The sequence below is a fragment of the Sphingomonas sp. dw_22 genome, from assembly GCF_018449795.1.
Taxonomy (GTDB): domain Bacteria; phylum Pseudomonadota; class Alphaproteobacteria; order Sphingomonadales; family Sphingomonadaceae; genus Sphingomonas.
The window spans coordinates 1-19985 of the sequence record NZ_JAAVVE010000015.1 but is presented as its reverse complement, the minus strand read 5'-3'; the positions used below and the strand labels follow the sequence as shown (position 1 = coordinate 19985).

The 19985-nt window shown below is 68.8% G+C and carries 18 protein-coding genes; all 18 read left to right on the top strand.

What is annotated here, in order from left to right; all coding sequences use genetic code 11:
• Positions 1-238: 238 nt before the first annotated feature.
• The gene (locus tag HB724_RS20470) at positions 239-745 is read left to right on the top strand and encodes a division/cell wall cluster transcriptional repressor MraZ (RefSeq protein ID WP_346344701.1); all 507 of its coding nucleotides are present in this window, start codon (positions 239-241) and stop codon (positions 743-745) included.
• Positions 742-1692 carry a 16S rRNA (cytosine(1402)-N(4))-methyltransferase RsmH gene (gene rsmH / locus HB724_RS09005; protein WP_346344700.1) on the top strand — a complete coding sequence of 317 codons (951 nt, stop codon included), beginning with the start codon at positions 742-744 and terminating at the stop codon, positions 1690-1692. The genes HB724_RS20470 and rsmH overlap by 4 nt, the downstream gene beginning before the upstream one ends.
• Positions 1692-2255 carry a hypothetical protein gene (locus HB724_RS09000; protein WP_256731408.1) on the top strand — a complete coding sequence of 188 codons (564 nt, stop codon included), beginning with the start codon at positions 1692-1694 and terminating at the stop codon, positions 2253-2255. The genes rsmH and HB724_RS09000 overlap by 1 nt, the downstream gene beginning before the upstream one ends.
• Entirely contained in the window at positions 2252-3964 is a 1713-nt protein-coding gene (locus HB724_RS08995) for a penicillin-binding protein 2 (protein WP_213980590.1), read from the top strand. The genes HB724_RS09000 and HB724_RS08995 overlap by 4 nt, the downstream gene beginning before the upstream one ends.
• The gene (locus tag HB724_RS08990) at positions 3961-5376 is read left to right on the top strand and encodes a UDP-N-acetylmuramoyl-L-alanyl-D-glutamate--2,6-diaminopimelate ligase (protein WP_213980589.1); all 1416 of its coding nucleotides are present in this window, start codon (positions 3961-3963) and stop codon (positions 5374-5376) included. The genes HB724_RS08995 and HB724_RS08990 overlap by 4 nt, the downstream gene beginning before the upstream one ends.
• Positions 5377-5557: 181 nt before the next feature.
• Positions 5558-6937, top strand: coding sequence for a UDP-N-acetylmuramoyl-tripeptide--D-alanyl-D-alanine ligase (murF, locus tag HB724_RS08985; protein ID WP_213980588.1), 1380 nt, complete (start codon positions 5558-5560; stop codon positions 6935-6937).
• Positions 6937-8010: a phospho-N-acetylmuramoyl-pentapeptide-transferase gene (gene mraY, locus HB724_RS08980; protein WP_213980587.1), complete on the top strand. Its 1074-nt coding sequence runs from the start codon at positions 6937-6939 to the stop codon at positions 8008-8010. The genes murF and mraY overlap by 1 nt, the downstream gene beginning before the upstream one ends.
• Positions 8007-9398: a UDP-N-acetylmuramoyl-L-alanine--D-glutamate ligase gene (gene murD / locus HB724_RS08975; RefSeq protein WP_213980586.1), complete on the top strand. Its 1392-nt coding sequence runs from the start codon at positions 8007-8009 to the stop codon at positions 9396-9398. The genes mraY and murD overlap by 4 nt, the downstream gene beginning before the upstream one ends.
• Before the next feature lie 53 nt (positions 9399-9451).
• Positions 9452-10627 (top strand): putative peptidoglycan glycosyltransferase FtsW, encoded by a 1176-nt coding sequence (locus HB724_RS08970; protein WP_256731417.1) that lies wholly within the window; start codon positions 9452-9454, stop codon positions 10625-10627.
• Complete coding sequence (murG, locus tag HB724_RS08965; RefSeq protein WP_213980585.1) at positions 10627-11778, top strand: undecaprenyldiphospho-muramoylpentapeptide beta-N-acetylglucosaminyltransferase; 1152 nt, start codon at positions 10627-10629, stop codon at positions 11776-11778. Before HB724_RS08970 ends, murG begins: the two co-directional genes overlap by 1 nt.
• The gene (gene murC / locus HB724_RS08960) at positions 11775-13193 is read left to right on the top strand and encodes a UDP-N-acetylmuramate--L-alanine ligase (RefSeq protein ID WP_213980584.1); all 1419 of its coding nucleotides are present in this window, start codon (positions 11775-11777) and stop codon (positions 13191-13193) included. Before murG ends, murC begins: the two co-directional genes overlap by 4 nt.
• Positions 13190-13384, top strand: coding sequence for a hypothetical protein (locus tag HB724_RS08955; protein ID WP_213980583.1), 195 nt, complete (start codon positions 13190-13192; stop codon positions 13382-13384). The genes murC and HB724_RS08955 overlap by 4 nt, the downstream gene beginning before the upstream one ends.
• Complete coding sequence (murB, locus tag HB724_RS08950; protein WP_213980582.1) at positions 13357-14283, top strand: UDP-N-acetylmuramate dehydrogenase; 927 nt, start codon at positions 13357-13359, stop codon at positions 14281-14283. Before HB724_RS08955 ends, murB begins: the two co-directional genes overlap by 28 nt.
• A complete protein-coding gene (locus HB724_RS08945; protein ID WP_346344698.1) occupies positions 14280-15212 on the top strand; it encodes a D-alanine--D-alanine ligase in 933 nt (310 codons plus the stop codon). The genes murB and HB724_RS08945 overlap by 4 nt, the downstream gene beginning before the upstream one ends.
• The gene (locus HB724_RS08940; RefSeq protein ID WP_213980580.1) at positions 15209-16105 is read left to right on the top strand and encodes a cell division protein FtsQ/DivIB; all 897 of its coding nucleotides are present in this window, start codon (positions 15209-15211) and stop codon (positions 16103-16105) included. The genes HB724_RS08945 and HB724_RS08940 overlap by 4 nt, the downstream gene beginning before the upstream one ends.
• Positions 16106-16124: 19 nt before the next feature.
• A complete protein-coding gene (ftsA, locus tag HB724_RS08935) occupies positions 16125-17384 on the top strand; it encodes a cell division protein FtsA (RefSeq protein WP_213980579.1) in 1260 nt (419 codons plus the stop codon).
• A gap of 109 nt (positions 17385-17493) precedes the next feature.
• Positions 17494-18951 carry a cell division protein FtsZ gene (ftsZ, locus tag HB724_RS08930; protein ID WP_213980578.1) on the top strand — a complete coding sequence of 486 codons (1458 nt, stop codon included), beginning with the start codon at positions 17494-17496 and terminating at the stop codon, positions 18949-18951.
• Between the two features lie 94 nt (positions 18952-19045).
• Positions 19046-19985 (top strand): tetratricopeptide repeat protein (locus tag HB724_RS08925; RefSeq protein WP_213980577.1); only part of this gene is annotated, 940 nt, incomplete at its 3' end.

Sequence of the window (19985 nt, the reverse complement as noted above, 5' to 3'; positions counted from 1 at the left end):
AGCGACCGATGCGCCGCAAACAGGAGTTAAACAAACAAAGAACAAATCACGATCATAGTGTAAATTACATTTGAAAATGGGGCTAAGTGGGGTATTTGCCCGTGCTATCCCCAATTCACCCGTTGAATCCCCGGCCGGTTTGTGATTAAACCGAACTGGTTAAGGGGGGCACGATTCCCTTTCCCTGAGTTGAGTGCCGGGCATGCCGTGTGGGCGTGATTCCGGAGGCGGGAGGGTCGTGCCCATTGGGATCTGGGCATTGGCGGACAGGGAGATCTTCGAAGGATTTGCGCTCCAGGCGGTCGACCTAAAGGGTCGCGTCGCCATTCCCGCAGACCTGCGCGCCGTCGCCGAGCGTAATTCCGAAGCCCGCCAGATCGTTATCGGCATGCATGCGCAGGATCCGTGCCTCTCCGCGCATGACGCCGGCTGGTCGAAGGAAAAATACGACCGCATCGATCGCCGCGAGCAGCAGGCCGCCGATCAGGGCAAGGACGGCGACGTCCGCGCCAAGCGCCGTGCCTTCGGCCTGGTGGAGAAGGCGCCGTTCGACGACAGCGGCCGCTTCGTGATCCCGCCCTTCTTCAAGGCCAAGGCCAGGATCGGCAAATGGGCCTTTTTCAGCGGCGCCGGCGAGACGTTCGAGGTCTGGGCGCCCGAGGTGCTGCTCGCCGATCCGAATGCCGACCCGGAGCTGCGCGAGATCTGCGAGTTCCTCTGCCAGCAAAAGGGCGTGAAGCTGTGACCGGCGCCGCCCCCCATATTCCCGTGCTGCTCGACGAAGTGATCGACGCGCTCGCCATCGTGCCCGGCGAGCGTCATGTCGACGCGACCTTCGGAGCGGGCGGATACACCGACGCCATCCTCGAGCGGGGTGCCGAGGTGGCCGCCTTCGATCGCGACCCAAGCGCGATCGAGGGCGGCCAAGCCCTTCTGGCCGCTTCGGGCGGCCGATTGACGCTGATCGAGGCGCCGTTCAGCCAGATGGAAAGCGAGCTCGTCCGCCGCGGCTTCGTGCCCGTCGACGGCGTGACGATGGATATCGGCGTCTCGTCGATGCAGCTCGACCAGGCCGAGCGCGGCTTCTCCTTCCAGTCCGACGGCCCGCTCGACATGCGGATGGCGGGTGAGGGGATTACCGCGGCCGAATGGCTGAACACCGCCGACGAAGCCGAGATCGCCGACATACTCTATGAATATGGCGAGGAGCCGCGCTCGCGCCGGGTGGCGAGCGCGATCGTCCGCGCGCGTCCGCTCAGCCGCACGTCGGAGCTGGCGAACGTCGTCCGCAAGGCGCTGGGCCACAAGCCGCACGACAAGAAGGATCCGGCGACCCGCACCTTCCAGGCGGTCCGCATCTTCATCAACCGCGAGCTCGACGAGCTGGCCGAGGGGCTGGCGGCGGCGGAGCGCGTGCTCAAGCCCGGCGGGCGGCTCGCGGTGGTGACCTTCCACAGCCTCGAAGACCGGATGGTGAAGCGCTTCCTTCGGGAACGCAGCGGCAGCGAGCCCGCCGGCTCGCGCCACCGTCCGGCGACCGGCCCCCGGGCCGAACCCAGTTTTGAGCCGCCAGCCAAGGCCGTGAAGCCCGGCGAGGCGGAGGTGGCGCGTAACCCGCGTGCCCGTTCGGCGACCCTGCGCGTGGCGCAGCGGACCGCCGCGGCGCCGTGGTCGAGTGAAGGAGCAGGATGATGGCGGTTCAGGGCTTCAAGGGATTGGGCTGGTTCCTGTGCGGCGTGATCGTGGCGCCGGCCTGTTACATGGTGACCTCGCACGGCGCGGCCGAGCGTGCGCGGCTGAAATCGGTGCAGGCGGCGATCGTCCAGGCGCAGCGGGACATTCGCGGGCTGGAGACCGAGTTCAACACGCGCGCCAACCTCGCCCAGATCGAGCGCTGGAACGGCGACGTGCTGGCGATGGCCGCGCCCGAGGCGCAGCAATATCTCGCGAGCGAGACCGCGCTGGCCAGCCTGGATCGCATGGACGGCCAGGCGACGGTGCAGACCGCCGCGCTGGTGGTGCCGGCGGGCGTTTCCCCGGTTCAGGCCGTCGCGGCGGAGGTGGCGTCCAATGCCGATCCGGTGCAGGCCAAGGCTGCGGGCAAGAGCGTTGCCCAGCAGGATTCGGAGCTTCGCAACCTGATGAAGAAGGCGGATCGCAAGGCGGTGGCGATGGTCGATCGCGGCGTGCTGAGCGCATCGACGATCGACGACCTCGAGAAGCTGGCGAAGCGCGAGAAGCTGGCGCTGCGTTGATCGTCGTCGTCGCCCCGCCGGCCCGCAAGGGCCGCACGGGCGGTGCCCGGCAGGCGCTTGTCGCCATCGCCCAATTGCGGCTGATGATCCTTTCGCTGCTGTTCGGCGCGGGGATGCTGGCGATCATCGCCAAGCTGGCGCTGCTGGCGCTGTGGGCCGAGCCTGCGGTGGCGCGCGACGTGACTTCGGTCCTGCTCCCGCCGCGCGGCGACATCGTCGATCGCAACGGCGCGCCGCTCGCGCGCAGCATCGATGCCTGGTCGATCGCGATCCATCCGAACCAGGTGATCGGCGACAAGGGCGAACTGGCGCAGAAGCTGGCCGAGCTGATCCCGGAGCAGAGCGCCGGCCATTATTATGCGATCCTCAATTCGGGTGGCGGCTTCGCCTATCTGAAGCGCCGCGCGCTGCCCGAGCTGGTGAGCGCGGTGAACGCACTGGGCCAGCCCGGCATCGAATTCCAGCGCGAGCCTGACCGGCTTTACCCCCAGTCGGGCATGGCGGCGCATGTGCTCGGCTATCTCGACGCGAACGGGCGCGGCGTCTCCGGCATGGAGAAGGTGCTCGACGGGCGGCTGAGCGATCCCGCGCGGCGCGGCCGGCCGGTGGCGATCTCGCTCGATACGCGCGTGCAGGCCGCGCTCGAAAGCGAGCTCGGCACGGCGATGAACAACCTTCAGGCGCGGGGCGCCGCGGGTGTGATCCTCGACGTGCGGACGGGCGAGGTGATCGCCATGACCTCGCTGCCCAGCTTCAATCCCAATGCGATCCAGGGGCCGCCGCCGCGCAACAACGTGACGCAGAGCGTCTATGAGCTGGGATCGACCTTCAAGCCGCTCGCGGTGGCGGCGGCGATCGATTCGGGCACGATCACCTCGATGTCGCGCCGCTTCGATGCGACCAAGCCGATGACGGTGGGCCGCTTCACCATCCATGACGATCCGGGCGACGAGCAGTTCCGCTGGCTCAACATCCCGGAAACGCTGATCTATTCGTCGAACATCGCCACCGCGCGCATCGCCGACGAGCTGGGCGCCGACAAGCTTTCGGACATGTTCCGCCGGATGGGCTTCGATCAGCGGCCGGGCATCGAGATCCCGGCGGTGGGCACGCTGTGGCCCGCCTCCTGGGGGCGGATCACGGTGATGACCACGGCCTATGGGCACGGCATCGCGGTGACGCCGCTGCATCTCGCCAGCGCCTATGCCACGCTCGTCAACGGCGGCATCTATCGGCCCGCCACCCTGATGAAGGTCGATCCCGCGCATCTGCCCGAGGGGCGCCGGGTGCTGCAGGAATCGACCAGCGCGCGGATGCGCCAGCTGCTGCGCCTGATCGTGCTCAAGGGCACCGGCCGCAAGGGCGAGGCGGCGGGCTATCGCATCGCGGGCAAGACCGGCACCGCCGAGGCGGCGGCGGATGGCGGTTACGACAAGCATCGCAACGTCTCCACCTTCGCGGCGGCTTTCCCGATCGACGCGCCGCGCTATGTGGTGGTGGCCATGCTCGACTCGCCCAAGGCCAACCCCGCGCTCGGGGTATATCGCACCACCGCCGCCTGGACGGTGGCGCCCGTCGTCAGCCGTGTCGTCAGCCGCACCGGCGCGATCCTGGGCGTCACGCCGGACGCCAATCGCGACATCGACGAGAGCGAGCTGCTCCCGCTGATCTGGGAAGGCCCCGACGCCAAGACGAAGGATCCGGAATGAAGCTGGGCACGCTGACGGGCGGCGACGAGGGCGCCATCGTCACCGGCTTCGCGATCGACCACCGCAAGGTGGCGCCGGGGACGGTATTCGGTGCCTTTGAGGGCGCGCGCTTCAACGGCGAGGATTTCATCGCCGACGCGGTGAGGGCGGGCGCCATTGCCGTGGTCGCGCGGCGCGAGGCGAAGGTGGAGGGCGCGGTGCACATCGCCGACGTCAATCCGCGGGAGAAGTTCGCCCGGCTGGCCGCGAAGTTCTTCGCGCCGTTTCCGGAGACCGCCGTCGCGGTGACGGGGACCAACGGCAAGACCTCCACCGTCGAGATGACCCGCCAGCTCTGGCGGATGGCCGGCTTCCACGCCGCCTCGATCGGCACGCTGGGCGTGACCACCGCCGACGATCGCGTATCGACCGGGCTGACCACGCCGGATATCGTCACTTTCCTGTCGAACGTCGCCGGGCTGGCGCGCGAGGGCGTGACGCATGTCGCGTTCGAGGCATCGTCGCACGGCCTGTCGCAATATCGCACCGAGGGGCTGCCGGTGCGCGCGGCGGCCTTCACCAATCTGAGCCGCGACCATCTCGATTACCACGGCGACATGGAGACCTATTTCCACGCCAAGCTCCGGCTGTTCGCAGACGTGCTCGATCTCGACGGGGCGGCGGTGGTCTGGGCCGACGATCCCAATTCCCCGCGCGTCGAGGATCTGGCGCGCGCGCGGGGCAACCGGCTGGTGACGGTCGGCGAGCATGGCGAGACGCTGCGGCTGGTGTCGCGCGATCCGACTTTGCTCGGCCAGGGGCTGGAGATCGCGGCCGAGGGGCGCGTCCACAAGGTGATGCTGCCGCTGATCGGCGCCTATCAGGCTGCGAATGCGTTGACCGCGGCGGGTCTGGTGATCGCGACCGGTGGCGACGTGACGGCGACGATCGCCAATCTCGCGCGCCTCCAGCCGGTGCGCGGGCGCCTGGAACGGGCGGTGATTACCAACGCCGGGGCGCCGGTCTATGTCGATTACGCGCACACCCCCGATGCACTGGAAGCGGCCATCGCCGCGCTCAAGCCGCATACCAGGGGCCGGCTGATCCTGGTGTTCGGCGCGGGCGGCGACCGCGACACCGGCAAGCGCGCGCCGATGGGGCAGGCGGCGGCTGCGGGCGCCGAGGTGGTGATCGTGACCGACGACAATCCGCGCGGCGAAGACCCGGCGGCGATCCGCGCCCAGGTGCTCAAGGGCGCGCCGGGCGCGCAGGAGATCGGCGACCGCCGCTCCGCCGTCGCCGCCGCGATCGAGATGGCCGGGCCGGAGGACATCGTGCTGCTCGCCGGCAAGGGGCATGAGCAGGGCCAGATCGTCGGCGATCTCGTGCTGCCGTTCGATGACGTGGCGGTGGCGCGGGAGTGCGCGGCGTGAGACTCTGGACTTCTTCAAGCCCCTCCCCTTCAGGATTGCCGGGTCGGCCATCCCCCCGGCATGGCCTGAACGGCGCGGGGCGCCGTTCACCCGGCAATGGGACGGGGGTGGGGGATGTCTCACCGAGCCTGCGCTTGCGGACAGGCCCCACCCCAACCCGTCCCCTGAAGGGGAGGGGCTTATGAGCGTGCGTCTCTGGACCTCCGACGAAATCGCCCTCGCCACGAAAGGCACCGCTTCCGAATCGTTCGAAGCCTCGGGCGTGACGTTCGACTCCCGCGAGGTCGGTCCCGGCGACCTGTTCCTCGCGCTGAAGGGCGAGGCTACCGACGGCCACCGCTTCCTCGATCAGGCATTCGCGCAGGGCGCAGCCGGCGCGGTGGTCTCGCAGGCGACGACGCATCCCCATGTCTTCGTCGCGGACACCACCGCCGCCCTAAACGCGCTCGGCATCGCCGCGCGCGGGCGGAGTTCGGCCAAGGTGATCGGCGTCACCGGATCGGTCGGCAAGACCGGCACCAAGGAGGCGCTGTTCGCCGCGCTCGACCGGAGCGATCCCGGTTGCGCGCACCGTTCGGTCAAGAGCTACAACAACCATACCGGCGTGCCGCTCAGCCTCGCCCGCATGCCCCGCGACACCCGGTTCGGCGTGTTCGAGATGGGCATGAACCATGCCGGCGAACTGGCGCAGCTCACTCGGCTGGTGCGCCCGCACGTTGCCATCGTCACCACGATCGCCCCGGCGCACATGGGCTTCTTCGCGAGCGAAGCCGCGATCGCCGACGCGAAGGGCGAGATCTTCCAGGGCCTGGAGCCCGGCGGCACTGCGATCATCCCGTTCGACAGCCCGCACCGCGAACGTCTGATCGCCGCGGCCCGGCCGTATGCGGCGCGGATCATCACCTTCGGCATGGGCGAGGGCGCCGATTTCCGCGCCGTCGAGATGATGCGCACCCGTACCGGCGGCACCTTCGTCACTGCCCGCTTCGATGGCCGCGAGCTGAGCTTCACCCTCTCGCAGTCGGGCGAACACTGGGTCTCCAACGCCATGGCGATTCTTGCCGCGGTCGATGCGGTCGGCGCCGATCTGGAGCTTGCGGGCCTTGCGCTGGCCGAGATGGGCGGGCTGGCCGGTCGCGGCGCGCGGCTGCTGGTGCCGGTCGGGGACGGCGAGGCTCTGGTGATCGACGAAAGCTACAACGCCAATCCGGCATCGATGCGCGCTACGCTGGCCGTGCTCGCCCATGAGCCGGGCCGCAAGCTCGCGGTGCTCGGCGAGATGCGCGAGCTGGGCGCGCATTCGGACGCCTTCCACGCCGAGCTTTCCGGCCCGGTGGAGGCGGCGGGCGTCGATCAGGTCATATTGGTCGGTGAAGCGATGGCGCCGCTCGCACAAGCGCTTGAGGGGCGCGTCGATTTCGTCCATGTGCCCGACGCCGCGACCGCGCGTGCGCGGCTCGAGTCCGTGCTGGCGCCGGGCGATGCGGTTCTCATAAAGGGTTCGAACGGCGTGCGGCTCTCGACGCTCGTGGCGGCGTTGGCGGAAAGGGCTCCTGCGTAATGCTGTATCTGATCGCGGACCAACTGGGCTTTCCCGGCGTCCTCAATCTCTTCCGCTATCTCTCGTTCCGCACCGGCGGGGCGGTGGCGACGGCGCTGCTGCTCGGGCTACTGATCGGCCCGCGCTTCATCGGCTGGCTGCGGCTGCGCCAGGGCAAGGGCCAGCCGATCCGCACCGACGGTCCGCAGAGCCACCTCGCCAAGCGCGGCACGCCGACGATGGGCGGGCTGATGATCCTGACCAGCCTGATGCTGTCGCTGCTGCTGTGGATGGACCTGCGCAATCCCTATGTCTGGGCGTGCATGTTCGTCACCTTCGGGTTCGGCATGATCGGCTTCCTCGACGACTACGACAAGGTTCGGAAGGCGAGCACCGCCGGCGTTTCGGGCAAGGTCCGCCTGCTCGGCGAGTTCCTGATCGCGGGCATCGCCAGCGCGATCATCATCCTGTCGCAGAACAATACCCAGCTCTATGTGCCCTTCTTCAGCTGGGTGCATCCCGATCTCGGCTATTTCTACATCGCCTTCGCGGCGTTCACGATCGTCGCGTTCGGCAATGCGGTGAACCTCACCGACGGGCTCGACGGGCTGGCGACCATGCCGGTGGTGATCGCGAGCATGGCGTTCATGCTGATCGCCTATCTGGCGGGCAACAAGATCTACGCGACCTATCTGGGCATCCCGCATGTGTTCGGCGCCGGCGACCTGGCGATCTTCTGCGGCGCGATGATCGGGGCGGGGCTGGCGTTCCTGTGGTTCAACGCGCCGCCGGCGGCGGTGTTCATGGGCGATACCGGCAGCCTCGCGCTGGGCGGCGCGCTCGGCACGATCGCCGTCACCGTGCATCACGAGCTGGTGCTCGGCATCATCGGCGGCCTGTTCGTGATGGAGGCGCTGAGCGTCATCATCCAGGTGGGTTTCTTCAAGCGCACCGGCAAGCGCGTCTTCAGGATGGCGCCGATCCACCATCATTTCGAGCAGCTCGGCTGGTCGGAGCCCACGGTCGTGATCCGCTTCTGGATCATCGCCTTCGTGCTGGCGCTGGCCGGGCTGGCGACGCTGAAGCTCAGGTGATCGTCTCCCGGGCCTGGCGCGGGAAACGCTATGCGGTTCTGGGGCTGGCGCGCTCGGGGCTGGCGACGGTGCATGCCTTGCTGGCGGGCGGGGCGAGCGTGGCGGCGTGGGATTCGAACGAGGCGGCGCGGGTTCTTCTTCAAGCCCCTCCCCTTCAGGGGAGGGGTTGGGGTGGGGCAGTAACCACCAGCCCCGCACTCGGTGAGACATCCCCCACCCCCAACCCCTCCCCTGAAGGGGAGGGGCTTTTAGAGCTTGCCGATCCGTTGACCCTCGATCTCACCGGCTTCGCGGGCGTCGTCGTGTCGCCGGGCGTGCCGATCAACCGGCATCCGATCGCCGAGCAGGCCCGCAAGGCCGGGGTGCCGCTGATCGGCGACATCGAGCTGTTCGCCGAGGCGCGCGCCGATCTGCCGCCGCACAAGGTGGTCGGCATTACCGGCACCAACGGCAAGTCCACCACCACCGCGCTGATCGATCATATCTGCCGCACCGCCGGGCGGCCCAGCCTCGCGGGCGGCAATATCGGCCTGCCGATCCTTGGCCGCGATCCGCTGCCCGAAGGCGGCGTCTATGTGCTTGAGCTGTCGAGCTACCAGATCGACCTGACCCGCAGTCTCGATTGCGACGTGGCGGTGCTGCTCAACATCACCCCCGACCATCTCGACCGCTATGACGGGTTCGAGGGCTATGCCGCCTCCAAGGCGCGGCTGTTCGCGATGCAGTCGAAAGGCCATGCCGCCGTCATCGGCATCGGCGACGCGCCCTCGGCCGCCATCGCACGGCAGGTCGCCGTCGCGGGTCGCAGCGAGGATCTGACGAAGATCGCGCCGGGCGTGTGCATGGACCAGTCGCGCTGGCCGGCGCTCCAGGGACCGCACAACGCCCAGAACGCGCTCGCCGCCATCGCCGCCTGCGAGGCGCTGGGGATCGACAACGCCTCGATCGACAAGGGGCTGGAGACCTTCCCCGGCCTGCCGCACCGGATGGAGCGCGTGAAGACGCGCGACGGCGTGCTCTACGTCAACGACAGCAAGGCGACCAACCCAACGTCCGCGGCGCCTGCCCTCGAAGCGTTCGACCGCATCCACTGGATCCTCGGCGGCAAGGCCAAGACCGACGATCTCGACGCCTGCCGCCCCGGCTTCGGCCATGTCGTGAAGGCGTACACGATCGGCGACGCGGCGGAGATGTTCGCGCGGCTGCTGTCGCCGGACATGCCGGTCGAGCAGTCGGGCACGCTCGATGCCGCGGTGAAGGCCGCCGCCGCCCATGCGCAGCCGGGCGAGACCGTGCTGCTTTCCCCCGCCTGCGCCTCGTTCGACCAGTTCCGCGACTATGAGGCGCGGGGCCAGGCCTTCCGCGACGCCGTGGAGGCGCTAGGGTGAACCAGGAGACCGAAGCGCCGCAAGCGACCGAGGCCCCGGTCGCGCGGCCGCGGATGTCGAACCAGCTCAGCCGCGCGAGCAAGAGCCGGGCGGGCATGTGGTTCTGGGAAGTCGATCGCGTGCTGCTGCTGCTCGCCTTCCTGCTGATCGCGATCGGGCTGGTCGCGGTCGCCGCCGCCTCGCCCGCCACCGCGCGGCGCTATTCGGACGCGTCGCACCAGATGGCGCCGATGTATTATTTCTGGCGCCAGCTCATGTGGGTCTGCGTCTCGGTGCCGGTGCTGATCGGCGTGTCGATGCTGCCGACCACGCTGGCGCGGCGGCTGTCGCTGATCGGGGCGGGGGTGTTCATCGTCCTGCTCGCGCTGGTGCCGTTCGTCGGCCATGAGGTGAACGGGGCGCGGCGCTGGATCAGCCTGGGCATCTCCGATCTCCAGCCTTCGGAGTTCCTCAAGCCGCTGTTCATCGTCTCGACCGCCTGGATGCTCTCGTTCCGCGCGCGCGATCCCGAGCTGCCGGTGCTGTTCGTCACCGGCGGCCTTACCGCGCTGATCGGCGTGCTGCTGATGATGCAGCCCGATTTCGGCCAGACGATCGTGTTCGGGCTGGTCTGGGTGATCCTGTTGATGATCTCCGGCATCTCGCCCGCCGCCATCGCCGGGCTGGGCGGCACGGCGATCGCGGGCGTGGTCGCGGCCTATTTCTTCTATGGCACCGCGCGCACCCGCATCGACAATTTCCTGTTCCCCACCAAGGAAGCCGCGCTCTCCGATCGCTATCAGCTCGAAATGGCGCACGACACGCTGGCGGCCGGTGGCCTCACGGGCGCGGGGCCGGGCAGCGGCCAGGTGAAGTTCAAGCTGCCCGAGGCGCATACCGACTATATCTTCTCGGTGATCGGCGAGGAGTTCGGGCTGATCGCCTGCGCGGTAATCGTGCTGCTCTATCTCGCCATCGTCATCCGCGTGCTGATGAAGCTGCTGGACGAGGAAGACGCCTTCCGCCTGCTCGCCGCCGCCGGGCTGGCGGCGCAGTTCGGCGTCCAGGCGCTCATCAACATGGCGGTAAACACCGGCATCGCCCCGTCCAAGGGCATGACCTTGCCCTTCATCAGCTATGGCGGTTCCTCGATGATCGCGCTTTCGATCGGCTATGGTCTGCTGCTCGCTTTCACGCGGCGAAACCCGTATCTGAAGCGCTCGCCATACACGGTTCGGTGGAGCAATTGATGAGTCAGTCGCGCAGCTATGTCCTCGCAGCCGGAGGGACCGGCGGGCATATGGTCCCCGCCGCCGCGCTGGCGGTGGAGCTGACCAATCGCGGGCACCGCGTGGCGCTGGTCAGCGACGATCGCGGGGTGCGCTTTCCGGGGCTGTTCGAGGATGTCGAGACGCACGTCCTGCCGGCCGGCCGGCTGGGCGGCGGGCCGCTCGGCTATATCAAGGCGGCGCGCAAGATGCTGGCGGGGCGCTCGATGGCGATCAGGCTCTACAAGGATCTGCAGCCCTCGGCGATGATCGGCTTTGGCGGCTATCCGGCGCTCCCTGCGCTGCTCGCGGCGTTCCACGCGAAGGTGCCGTCCATCGTCCATGAGCAGAATGCGGTGCTGGGCCGCGTCAACCGCTTCGTCGCGGGGCGGGTGGATGCGATCGCGACTTCCTACGGCGAAGTCGAGCGGCTGAAGGATAGCTGGCAGGCCAAGACCCATCTGGTCGGCAATCCGGTGCGCGAGGCGGTGCTGGCGCTGCGCAACCGGCCCTATCCGATCATCGAGGAAGACGGCATCTTCCGCGTCCTCGTCACCGGTGGCAGCCAGGGCGCGTCGGTGCTCAGCCAGGTCGTGCCCGACGGGCTCGCGCTGCTGCCGGTGCATTTCCGCCGCCGCCTCCAGGTGACGCACCAGGCGCGCGTCGAGGATATCGACATGGTCCGCGCCAAATATCAGGCGCACGAGATCCCGGCGGAGATCGCCACCTATCTGCCCGACATGCCCGAGCATCTCGCCTGGGCACATATCGTCATCGCCCGCGCCGGCGCCTCGACCATCGCCGAGCTGACCGCCGCCGGCCGCCCCGCGATCCTGGTGCCGCTGCCCAGCGCGACCGACGATCACCAGACTGCGAACGCGCGCGAGATCACCGCGGCGGGCGGCGCGCGGACGATTCCGCAGCGCGCCTTCACCGCCACCGAGCTTGCCAAGCAGATCCAGAAGCTGGGCCTCGACACCCAAGCGCTGGAGAATGCCGCCGCGCGGGCGCGAAGCTGCGGGCGTCCGCATGCGGTGCGCGACCTCGCCGATCTCGTCGAATCGATCCATGCGCCCGAGGCTCCCGTGGGGAGCCGGCGCGCCGCAGCTCAAGGAAGGCCAGCTTACGCATGAAGGGCGTCGAAACCGACATCGGCACGATCCATTTCGTCGGCATCGGCGGGATCGGCATGTCCGGCATCGCCGAGGTGATGCACAATCTCGGCTACAAGGTGCAGGGTTCGGACGTGGCCGAGGGCTATGTCGTGCAGGGCCTGCGCGATCGCGGCATCCATGTGGAGATCGGCCACAAGGCCGAGAATCTGGGCGATGCGGCGGTGGTCGTGGTCTCCACCGCGATCGTGCGCACCAATCCGGAGGTCGAGGCGGCCTATGACCGCCGCATCCCGGTGGTGCGCCGCGCCGAGATGCTGGCCGAGCTGATGCGCCTCAAGTCCACCGTCGCGGTGGCGGGCACCCACGGCAAGACCACGACGACCTCGATGGTCGCGGCTTTGCTCGATGCCGGCGGCGTCGATCCCACCGTCATCAATGGCGGAATCATCAATCAGTATGGCTCGAACGCCCGGCTGGGCGACAGCGACTGGATGGTGGTGGAGGCCGACGAGAGCGACGGCAGCTTCCTGCGGCTCGACGGCACGATCGCGGTGGTCACCAATATCGATCCCGAGCATCTCGACCATTATGGCGATTTCGAGCGGGTGAAGGCGGCGTTCGTCGAGTTCGTCGAGAATGTGCCCTTCTACGGCGCGGCGCTGCTGTGCCTCGATCATCCCGAAGTGCAGGCGATCATCCCGCGCGTCCGCGACCGCCGCATCGTCACCTATGGCTTCGCGGCATCGGCGGACGTGCGCGGCGTCAACGTCACGCCGCATGGCGGCGGCAATCGGTTCGAGGCGATCATCCGCCACCGCGACGGCACCACGCGCTCGATCGAGAATATCGAGCTGCCGATGCCCGGCCGCCACAATGTTCAGAACGCGCTCGCCGCGATCGGCGTGGCGCTGGAGCTGGGCATCCCCGATGCGACGATCCAGCAGGGCTTCGCGCGGTTCGAGGGGGTCAAGCGCCGCTTCACCAAGGTCGGCGAGACCGGCGGCGTCACGATCATCGACGATTACGGCCATCACCCGGTCGAGATCCGCGCGGTGCTGGCGGCGGCGCGCGAGAGTGCGCAGGGCCGCGTGATCGCAGTGGTGCAGCCGCATCGCTATACCCGGCTCGGCAATCTGATGGACGAGTTCGCCCAGGCGTTCAACGATGCCGATATGGTCTATGTCGCGCCGGTCTATGCGGCGGGCGAGGCGCCGATCGAGGGCGTGAACGCCGAGGCGCTGGTGGAGAATATCCGCCGGCGGGGGCATCGCGCGGTCGCGGCGGTGGCGGATGCGGACGCGCTGGCGCGGGCGCTGGCCGAGGCGGCGGTGGCGGACGACATGGTCGTGTGCCTGGGCGCGGGCGACATCACCAAATGGGCGGCGGGCCTCGCTCCGGCGATAGAGGAAGCGCGGCAGGGCGTGGCGGCATGAGCGACTTCTTCTCCACCGCGATCGAGATGCAGCGCGAGATCCTGCGCGCGCAAAAGGCCCAGATGGACGCCGCGCAGAAGCTGCTCGACGGTGGCCGCGAGCTGGTGAAGCTCCAGGAAGTCGGGCAGAAGGCCGCCGAGGCCAATCTCGCGGCGTGGAAGCAATGGACGCGCCTCTGGGGGTGGAAGTGACGGCAGTCGCCGAACTCCCCAAGGTTCGCGGCAAGCTGACCGCACAAGCGCCGCTGGCGCCGCTCGTCTGGTTCAAGAGCGGCGGCGCGGCCGAGTGGCTGTTCGAGCCGGCGGACGTGGACGATCTGTGCGATTTCCTGCGCACGCTCGATCCCTCCGTGCCGGTGATGGGGCTGGGGCTGGGATCGAACATGATCGTCCGCGACGGTGGCGTGCCGGGCGTGGTGGTGCGCCTCGGCAAGGCATTCGCGGGCGTCGAGCAGGTCGATGCGACCACGCTCCGCTGCGGTGGCGGCGCTTCGGGCATCCTCGTCTCGTCCAGGGCGCGCGATGCCGGGATCGCCGGTGTCGAGTTCCTGCGTTCGATCCCCGGCACGGTCGGCGGCTTCGTGCGGATGAACGGCGGCGCCTATGGCCGCGAGACGAAGGACATCCTTGTAGCGTGCGAGGTCGTGCTGCGCTCGGGCGAGCGGCAGGTGCTGGGGCTCGCCGACCTGGGCTACACCTATCGTCATAGCGAACTGCCCGAAGGCGTGATCGTGGTGAGCGCCACTTTCCGGGGCCATCCCGGCGAGCCGCAGGCGATCCAGGCCGAGATGGACCGTATCGCCGCCGCGCGCGAGGAATCGCAGCCGCTGCGTTCGAAGACCGGCGGCTCCACCTTCAAGAACCCCGAAGGCCACAAGGCCTGGGCGCTGGTGGATGCGGCCGGATGCCGGGGGCTCAAGCGCGGCGACGCACAGGTGAGCGAGAAGCATTGCAACTTCCTGCTGAACCTCGGCGAAGCGACCAGCGCCGATATCGAGGGGCTGGGCGAGGAAGTCCGCGCCAGGGTGAAGGCGCAGTCCGGAGTGACGCTGGAATGGGAAATCCAGCGAGTAGGAGTAGTAACCAAGTGAGCAAGCTGCACGTCGCAGTCCTGATGGGCGGCTGGTCCGCCGAGCGCGAGGTCTCGCTGATGTCCGGCAACGGCGTCGCGGATGCGCTCGAGAGCCTGGGCCACCGGGTGACGCGCGTCGACATGGGCCGCGACGTCGCCGTGAAGCTCAGCGAAGTGCAGCCCGACATCGTCTTCAACGCGCTCCACGGCACCCCTGGCGAGGACGGCACGGTGCAGGGCATGCTCGACCTGATGGGCGTTCGCTACACCCATTCCGGTCTCGTCACCTCGGTCATCGCGATCGACAAGCAGCTCACCAAGCAGGCGCTGGTCCCGCACGGCATCCCGATGCCCGGCGGCCGCATGGTGCAGGTGGAGGAGCTCCATCAGCGCGATCCGCTGCCGCGCCCCTATGTGCTCAAGCCCGTCAACGAAGGCTCCTCGGTGGGCGTCGCGATCGTCACGGCCGAGGGCAATTACGGCAATCCGATCGCGCCCGACGCCAGGGGGCCGTGGCAGGAATTCGACGAGCTGCTCGCCGAACCCTTCATCCGTGGCCGCGAGCTGACCACCGCCGTGCTGGGCGACCAGGCGCTCGGCGTCACCGAACTCAAGCCCAAGAGCGGCTTCTACGATTACGACGCCAAATATACCGATGGCCTCACCGAGCATGTCTGCCCCGCGCAGATCCCCGACGATGTCGCCGATGCCTGCAAGCGCATCGCCTGCGAGGCGCACCGGCTGCTCGGCTGCAAGGGCGCGTCGCGATCGGACTTCCGCTGGGACGACAGCCAGGGCGTGGACGGGCTGTTCCTGCTGGAGGTCAACACCCAGCCCGGTATGACCCCGCTCAGTCTTGTCCCTGAGCAGGCAAGGCATCTCGGGATCGGCTATGCCGATCTGGTGCAGCGTATCGTCGACGAAGCCATGGCCCCGGAGGCCGCATGAGCCGCAAGCCGGTCCAGCGAACCGCGACGCGCCGGGGCGCCAAGCCCCAGCCGCGCAAGAACGTGCGCCGTTCGAAGCGGCCGGGCCTGCTCGACCAGGCGATCGCCGGGCTGCCGTTCAGCGAGGCGACGCTGCACCGGATCGTGACCTGGGGCATCGTCGGGCTGGTGGGTGCCGCCGCGCTGGGCGTGGCGAGCGTCTTCGGCGTGCCCGGCATGATCGGCGTCGGCATGTCGCAGGCGGTGGGCGAGGCGGGGCTGAAGGTCGACGAGATCCAGATCGACGGCCTCAAGCGCATGGACAAGGCGACCGTCTATCAGCAGGTGCTCGATCAGGATTCGCGCGCGATGCCGCTGGTCGACCTGACCCAGGTGCGCGAGCGGCTGCTGAAATTCCCCTGGGTGCAGGATGCGCGCGTCTCGCGCCGCCTGCCCAACACGCTGCGCATCCTGATCGTCGAGCGCCAGCCCGCCGCGATCTGGCAGAATCACGGGCAGCTGATGCTGGTCGACCCGACCGGCGTGCCGCTGGAGCCCGTCTCGCGCGACGCGATGCCGGACCTGCCGCTGCTGATCGGCGAGGGCGCCAATTCGCAGGAGCCCGCGCGGCGCCAGTTGCTGGAGGCGGCCCCGGCGCTCAAGCCGATGGTCAAGGCCGCGACCTGGGTGGGCAATCGCCGCTGGGATCTGATCTTCACCTCGGGCGAGAAGCTCCAGCTTCCCGAGGGCGAGGCGGAAGCGGCCACCGCGCTCAAGAAGTTCGCCGAGCTGGACGCGACCGAGCGGCTGCTCGGCAAGGGCTATCTGGGTTTCGACATGCGCGATCCGGACAAGATGGTGGTACGCAGGCAGGGCGTGGTCGAAGTGCCGCCGCCGGTGCCGACGGGCGTTTAGGGAACAGGGAAACAGGGCAATGGCGAAAACGGCACCCGAAGGACTGATTACCGCGCTCGACGTGGGATCGTCGAAGGTCTCCGCGCTGATCGCGCAGAAGGGCGACAATGGCGAGCTGGTGGTGCTCGGCACCGGCCAGCGCGAGAGCCGCGGCGTCAAGCGCGGCTATGTCGCCGACATGCACGCGACCGAGATCGCGATCCGCGAGGCGGTCGAGCAGGCCGAGCGCATCGCCGGCACCAATATCGAGGATGTCTGGGTCAGCTTCTCGGCGGGCGGGCTCATCTCGGACATCGTCAAGCTGGAGGCCGATCTGGGCGGCCACCGCGTCGAGCAGGGCGATATCGACGAACTGCTCAAGGCCGGCCGCGATGCGATCGATCCACAGGGCAAGATGGTCCTCCACGCCCAGCCGACGCGCTACACCGTCGACGGCCTTGCCGGGGTCAAGCGCCCGCTGGGGCTACACGCCGATCGGCTGGGCGTCGATGTCCATGTCGTCTCGACCGACGGCTCGCCGGTCCGCAACCTCGATCTGTGCGTCCGCTCGGCGCATCTGGAGGTCCGCTCGATCATCGCCGCGCCGGTGGCGACCGGCCTTGCCTGCCTCACCGACGAGGAGCGCGAGCTGGGCGTCGCGCTGGTCGAGATCGGCGCCGCCGTCACCAATGTCTCGGTGTTCATCCAGGGCGTGCTCGCCGGGCTGGCCTCGATCCCGATGGGCTCGGCCGACATCACCGACGATATCGCCTCCGCCTTCGGGACGCCGCGCAGCTGGGCCGAGCGCACCAAATGCTTCCACGGCTCCGCCAATCTCAGCCCCCGCGACAATCACGAGATGATCGACGTCGTGCTGGCAATCCCCGACGACAGCGTCGAAGGGCCGCGCATCACCAAGGCGGCGCTCAATTCGGTGATCCGCCAGCGGCTCGAACGGATGATGGCCGAGATCCAGAAGGAGCTGAGGAAGCTCGGCTTTCAGGATCCGATCGGTCGCCAGATCGTCCTCACCGGCGGTGGCGCCGAGCTGAAGGGCGTGGCGGACTATGCCCAGCAGTCGCTGGGCTGCGCGGTGCGCGTCGGACGTCCCAAGGGGCTGACGGGGCTGCCCGAGGCGCATAGCGGCCCGGCCTTCGCGACGCTGGCCGGCCTGGCCCGCTTCGCCGCCGCCGATCCTATCGATCTGCGCAGCCTTGAACCTTCGCACCAGCTAGTGACCAAGCGGAGCCCGACTGCGCTATTCTGGCGCCTGTGGCAGGCGTTTCAGCTAAATTATTAAAGAAATGCGTCCGCCGGGGTGCTTTTGGCTAGAGTCGAAGTAATGGTTGGTGCAGAAAAGGAATTAACGTGACGCGCCCTCGCCGGTGGGTCGCATGGGAGGCCACAGAATGAGTATCGATTTTCTTCCGCCCGACGTGGACGAGCTGACGCCCAAGATCACCGTGATCGGAGTCGGCGGTGCGGGCGGAAACGCCATCGCGAACATGATCAAGGCGGAAGTGCAGGGTGTCGAGTTCCTCGTCGCCAACACCGACGCGCAGGCGCTCAAACAGTCGAGCGCCGGCCAGCGGATCCAGCTCGGCGCGAAGATCACGCAGGGGCTGGGCGCGGGATCGCGGCCCGAGATCGGGCGCGCGGCGGCCGAGGAGACGATCGAGCAGGTCCAGAAGGCGCTGGAAGGCGCGCATATGGTCTTCATCGCGGCCGGCATGGGTGGCGGCACCGGCACCGGCGCCGCCCCGGTCATCGCCAAGGCGGCGCGCGACATGGGCATCCTCACCGTCGGCGTGGTGACCAAGCCCTTCGCCTTCGAGGGCAAGCGCCGCGCCAACTCGGCCGAATCCGGCATCGAGGAGCTGCAGAAGTACGTCGATACGCTGATCGTCATCCCGAACCAGAACCTGTTCCTGATCGCCAATGCGAACACGACCTTCAAGGAAGCGTTCGAGATGGCCGACGAGGTGCTGCAGCAGGGCGTGCGCGGCATCACCGATCTGATGGTCATGCCCGGCCTCATCAACCTCGACTTCGCCGACGTCCGCTCGGTGATGCAGGAGATGGGCAAGGCGATGATGGGCACCGGCGAGGCGGACGGCGACGACCGCGCGCTGATCGCCGCGCAGAAGGCGATCGCCAATCCGCTGCTCGACGGCGTCTCGATGAACGGCGCCAAGGGCGTGATCGTCTCGATCACCGGCGGCGAGGACATGCGCCTGCTCGAAGTCGACGAGGCCGCGAACCATATCCGCGAGCTGGTCGATCCCGATGCGAACATCATCTGGGGTTCGGCGTTCAATCCCGATCTGGAAGGCAAGATCCGCGTCTCGGTGGTCGCCACCGGCATCGACGCCAGCGCCGTGCAGCGCGCGGCGCCGGCGGTCGATCAGACCCGCGTCTTCTCCTTCTCCACGCCGCGCCGCACCACGGCGGCGGATCCTGCGACGGCGAGCGCGCCCGAGCCCGGCTTCTCCGAGTCCGAGCCGGTTGCCGAGGAAGTCGAGCCCGTCCTGGATGCGTCCGAGGCCGAGCCGATCGCCGAAGCGCAGGAGCCGGTGGCGGACGATGCGGACGAGCTGCTGCTCGGCGCCGACACCATGGTTCCCGAGGAAGCGAGCGCCCCGGCAGAGCCCGAACCGGCGCCGGCCGAGCCCGCCAGCCGTCGCCGCTGGCTGACCGGTAGCGACGAAGCCGAGCCCGAGCCCGAGGCGAAGCCCGCCCGCGGCAAGATCGGCGGGACGCTGTTCGAGCGCATGGCCTCCGCCTCGCGCGGCTCCAAGGCGAGCGACGACGACGACAAGGATCCGCTGGACATCCCGCGCTTCCTGCGCAGCCAGAACAACCAGTAACCAGCATTCGTCGCCGGCGCGGCTCGTTTCGGCGAGCGGCCGGCGACTTGTCATTGGCGGTTCAGCAGCCGCGCGGCCTATAGTCGAACCACGCATGAACCGGATTTCAAATCTTCGTTCGGGCATCGCCGCCCTGGCCCTTGTGGCCATGGCGGGGATCGGCCCGGCCTTCGCCCAGACCGAGATCGTCGCGCAGCCGAACCCGGACGCCGACGCCCTCCAGACCCAGATCCGCGTGCTGGCCGAAAACCCGCGCGACGTGGACGCGCTGCTCGCCGCCGGCCAGCTCAGCACGCGCATGGGCGACACTTCGGCGGCGCTCGCCTTTTTCCAGCGCGCCGAGGCGGTCGAGCCCGGCAATCCCCGCATCCTGAGCGGCCGCGCTTCGGCGCTGGTCCGGCTCGAACGGCCGGGCGAGGCGCTGCGCCTGTTCCAGGAGGCCGAGGCCAGGGGCGTGAACCCGCGCGAATATGCCTCGGATCGCGGCTTCGCCTATGATCTGCTCGGTTCGCCCGATCTGGCGCAGCGCGATTACAAGCTGGCGCTCAGCCAGCGCCGCGAGGACGAGACGATCCGCCGCTACGCGCTGTCGCTCGGCATCACGGGCGATATGGATGAGGCGATGAAGCAGCTCGATACGCTGCTGCGCGGCGGGGACCGTGCTTCCTGGCGGGCGCGTGCCTTCATCCTGGCGATGAACGGCGATTCCGCCGGCGCCGAGCGGATCGCGGCGCGGATGATGCCGGGCAAGATGGGCGAGTCGCTCACGCCTTCCTTCCGGCGGCTGGCCGGCCTGTCGCCCGCCGATCGCGCCTTCGCGGTGCATTTCGGCGAGATGTCGCCCACTCAGTCGCGGCTCGCCGATGCGCGCATGGCGCCGTCGCTGCCGCGCTATGTGCCGCAGCAGCGTCCTCCGGCGCAGGTCGCGCAGGCCCAGCCGGCCCCCCCCCCCCCCCCCCCCCCGCCCACGGGGCGGGGCGCCCCGCGCAGGGCCCCCGCCACCCCCCCGCCCCCCCCGCTCCCCCCCCGCCCGC

Bases quoted from the DNA above. Each gene is read 5' to 3' on its own strand.
- HB724_RS09000 (WP_256731408.1), top strand. From the start codon at position 1,692: ATGGCGGTTCAGGGCTTCAAGGGATTGGGCTGGTTCCTGTGCGGCGTG.
- murF (WP_213980588.1), top strand. From the start codon at position 5,558: ATGAGCGTGCGTCTCTGGACCTCCGACGAAATCGCCCTCGCCACGAAA.
- HB724_RS08940 (WP_213980580.1), top strand. From the start codon at position 15,209: ATGAGCCGCAAGCCGGTCCAGCGAACCGCGACGCGCCGGGGCGCCAAG.
- ftsA (WP_213980579.1), top strand. From the start codon at position 16,125: ATGGCGAAAACGGCACCCGAAGGACTGATTACCGCGCTCGACGTGGGA.
- HB724_RS08990 (WP_213980589.1), top strand. From the start codon at position 3,961: ATGAAGCTGGGCACGCTGACGGGCGGCGACGAGGGCGCCATCGTCACC.
- mraY (WP_213980587.1), top strand. From the start codon at position 6,937: ATGCTGTATCTGATCGCGGACCAACTGGGCTTTCCCGGCGTCCTCAAT.
- murG (WP_213980585.1), top strand. From the start codon at position 10,627: ATGAGTCAGTCGCGCAGCTATGTCCTCGCAGCCGGAGGGACCGGCGGG.
- ftsZ (WP_213980578.1), top strand. From the start codon at position 17,494: ATGAGTATCGATTTTCTTCCGCCCGACGTGGACGAGCTGACGCCCAAG.
- murC (WP_213980584.1), top strand. From the start codon at position 11,775: ATGAAGGGCGTCGAAACCGACATCGGCACGATCCATTTCGTCGGCATC.
- HB724_RS08970 (WP_256731417.1), top strand. From the start codon at position 9,452: ATGTCGAACCAGCTCAGCCGCGCGAGCAAGAGCCGGGCGGGCATGTGG.
- HB724_RS08955 (WP_213980583.1), top strand. From the start codon at position 13,190: ATGAGCGACTTCTTCTCCACCGCGATCGAGATGCAGCGCGAGATCCTG.
- murB (WP_213980582.1), top strand. From the start codon at position 13,357: ATGGACGCGCCTCTGGGGGTGGAAGTGACGGCAGTCGCCGAACTCCCC.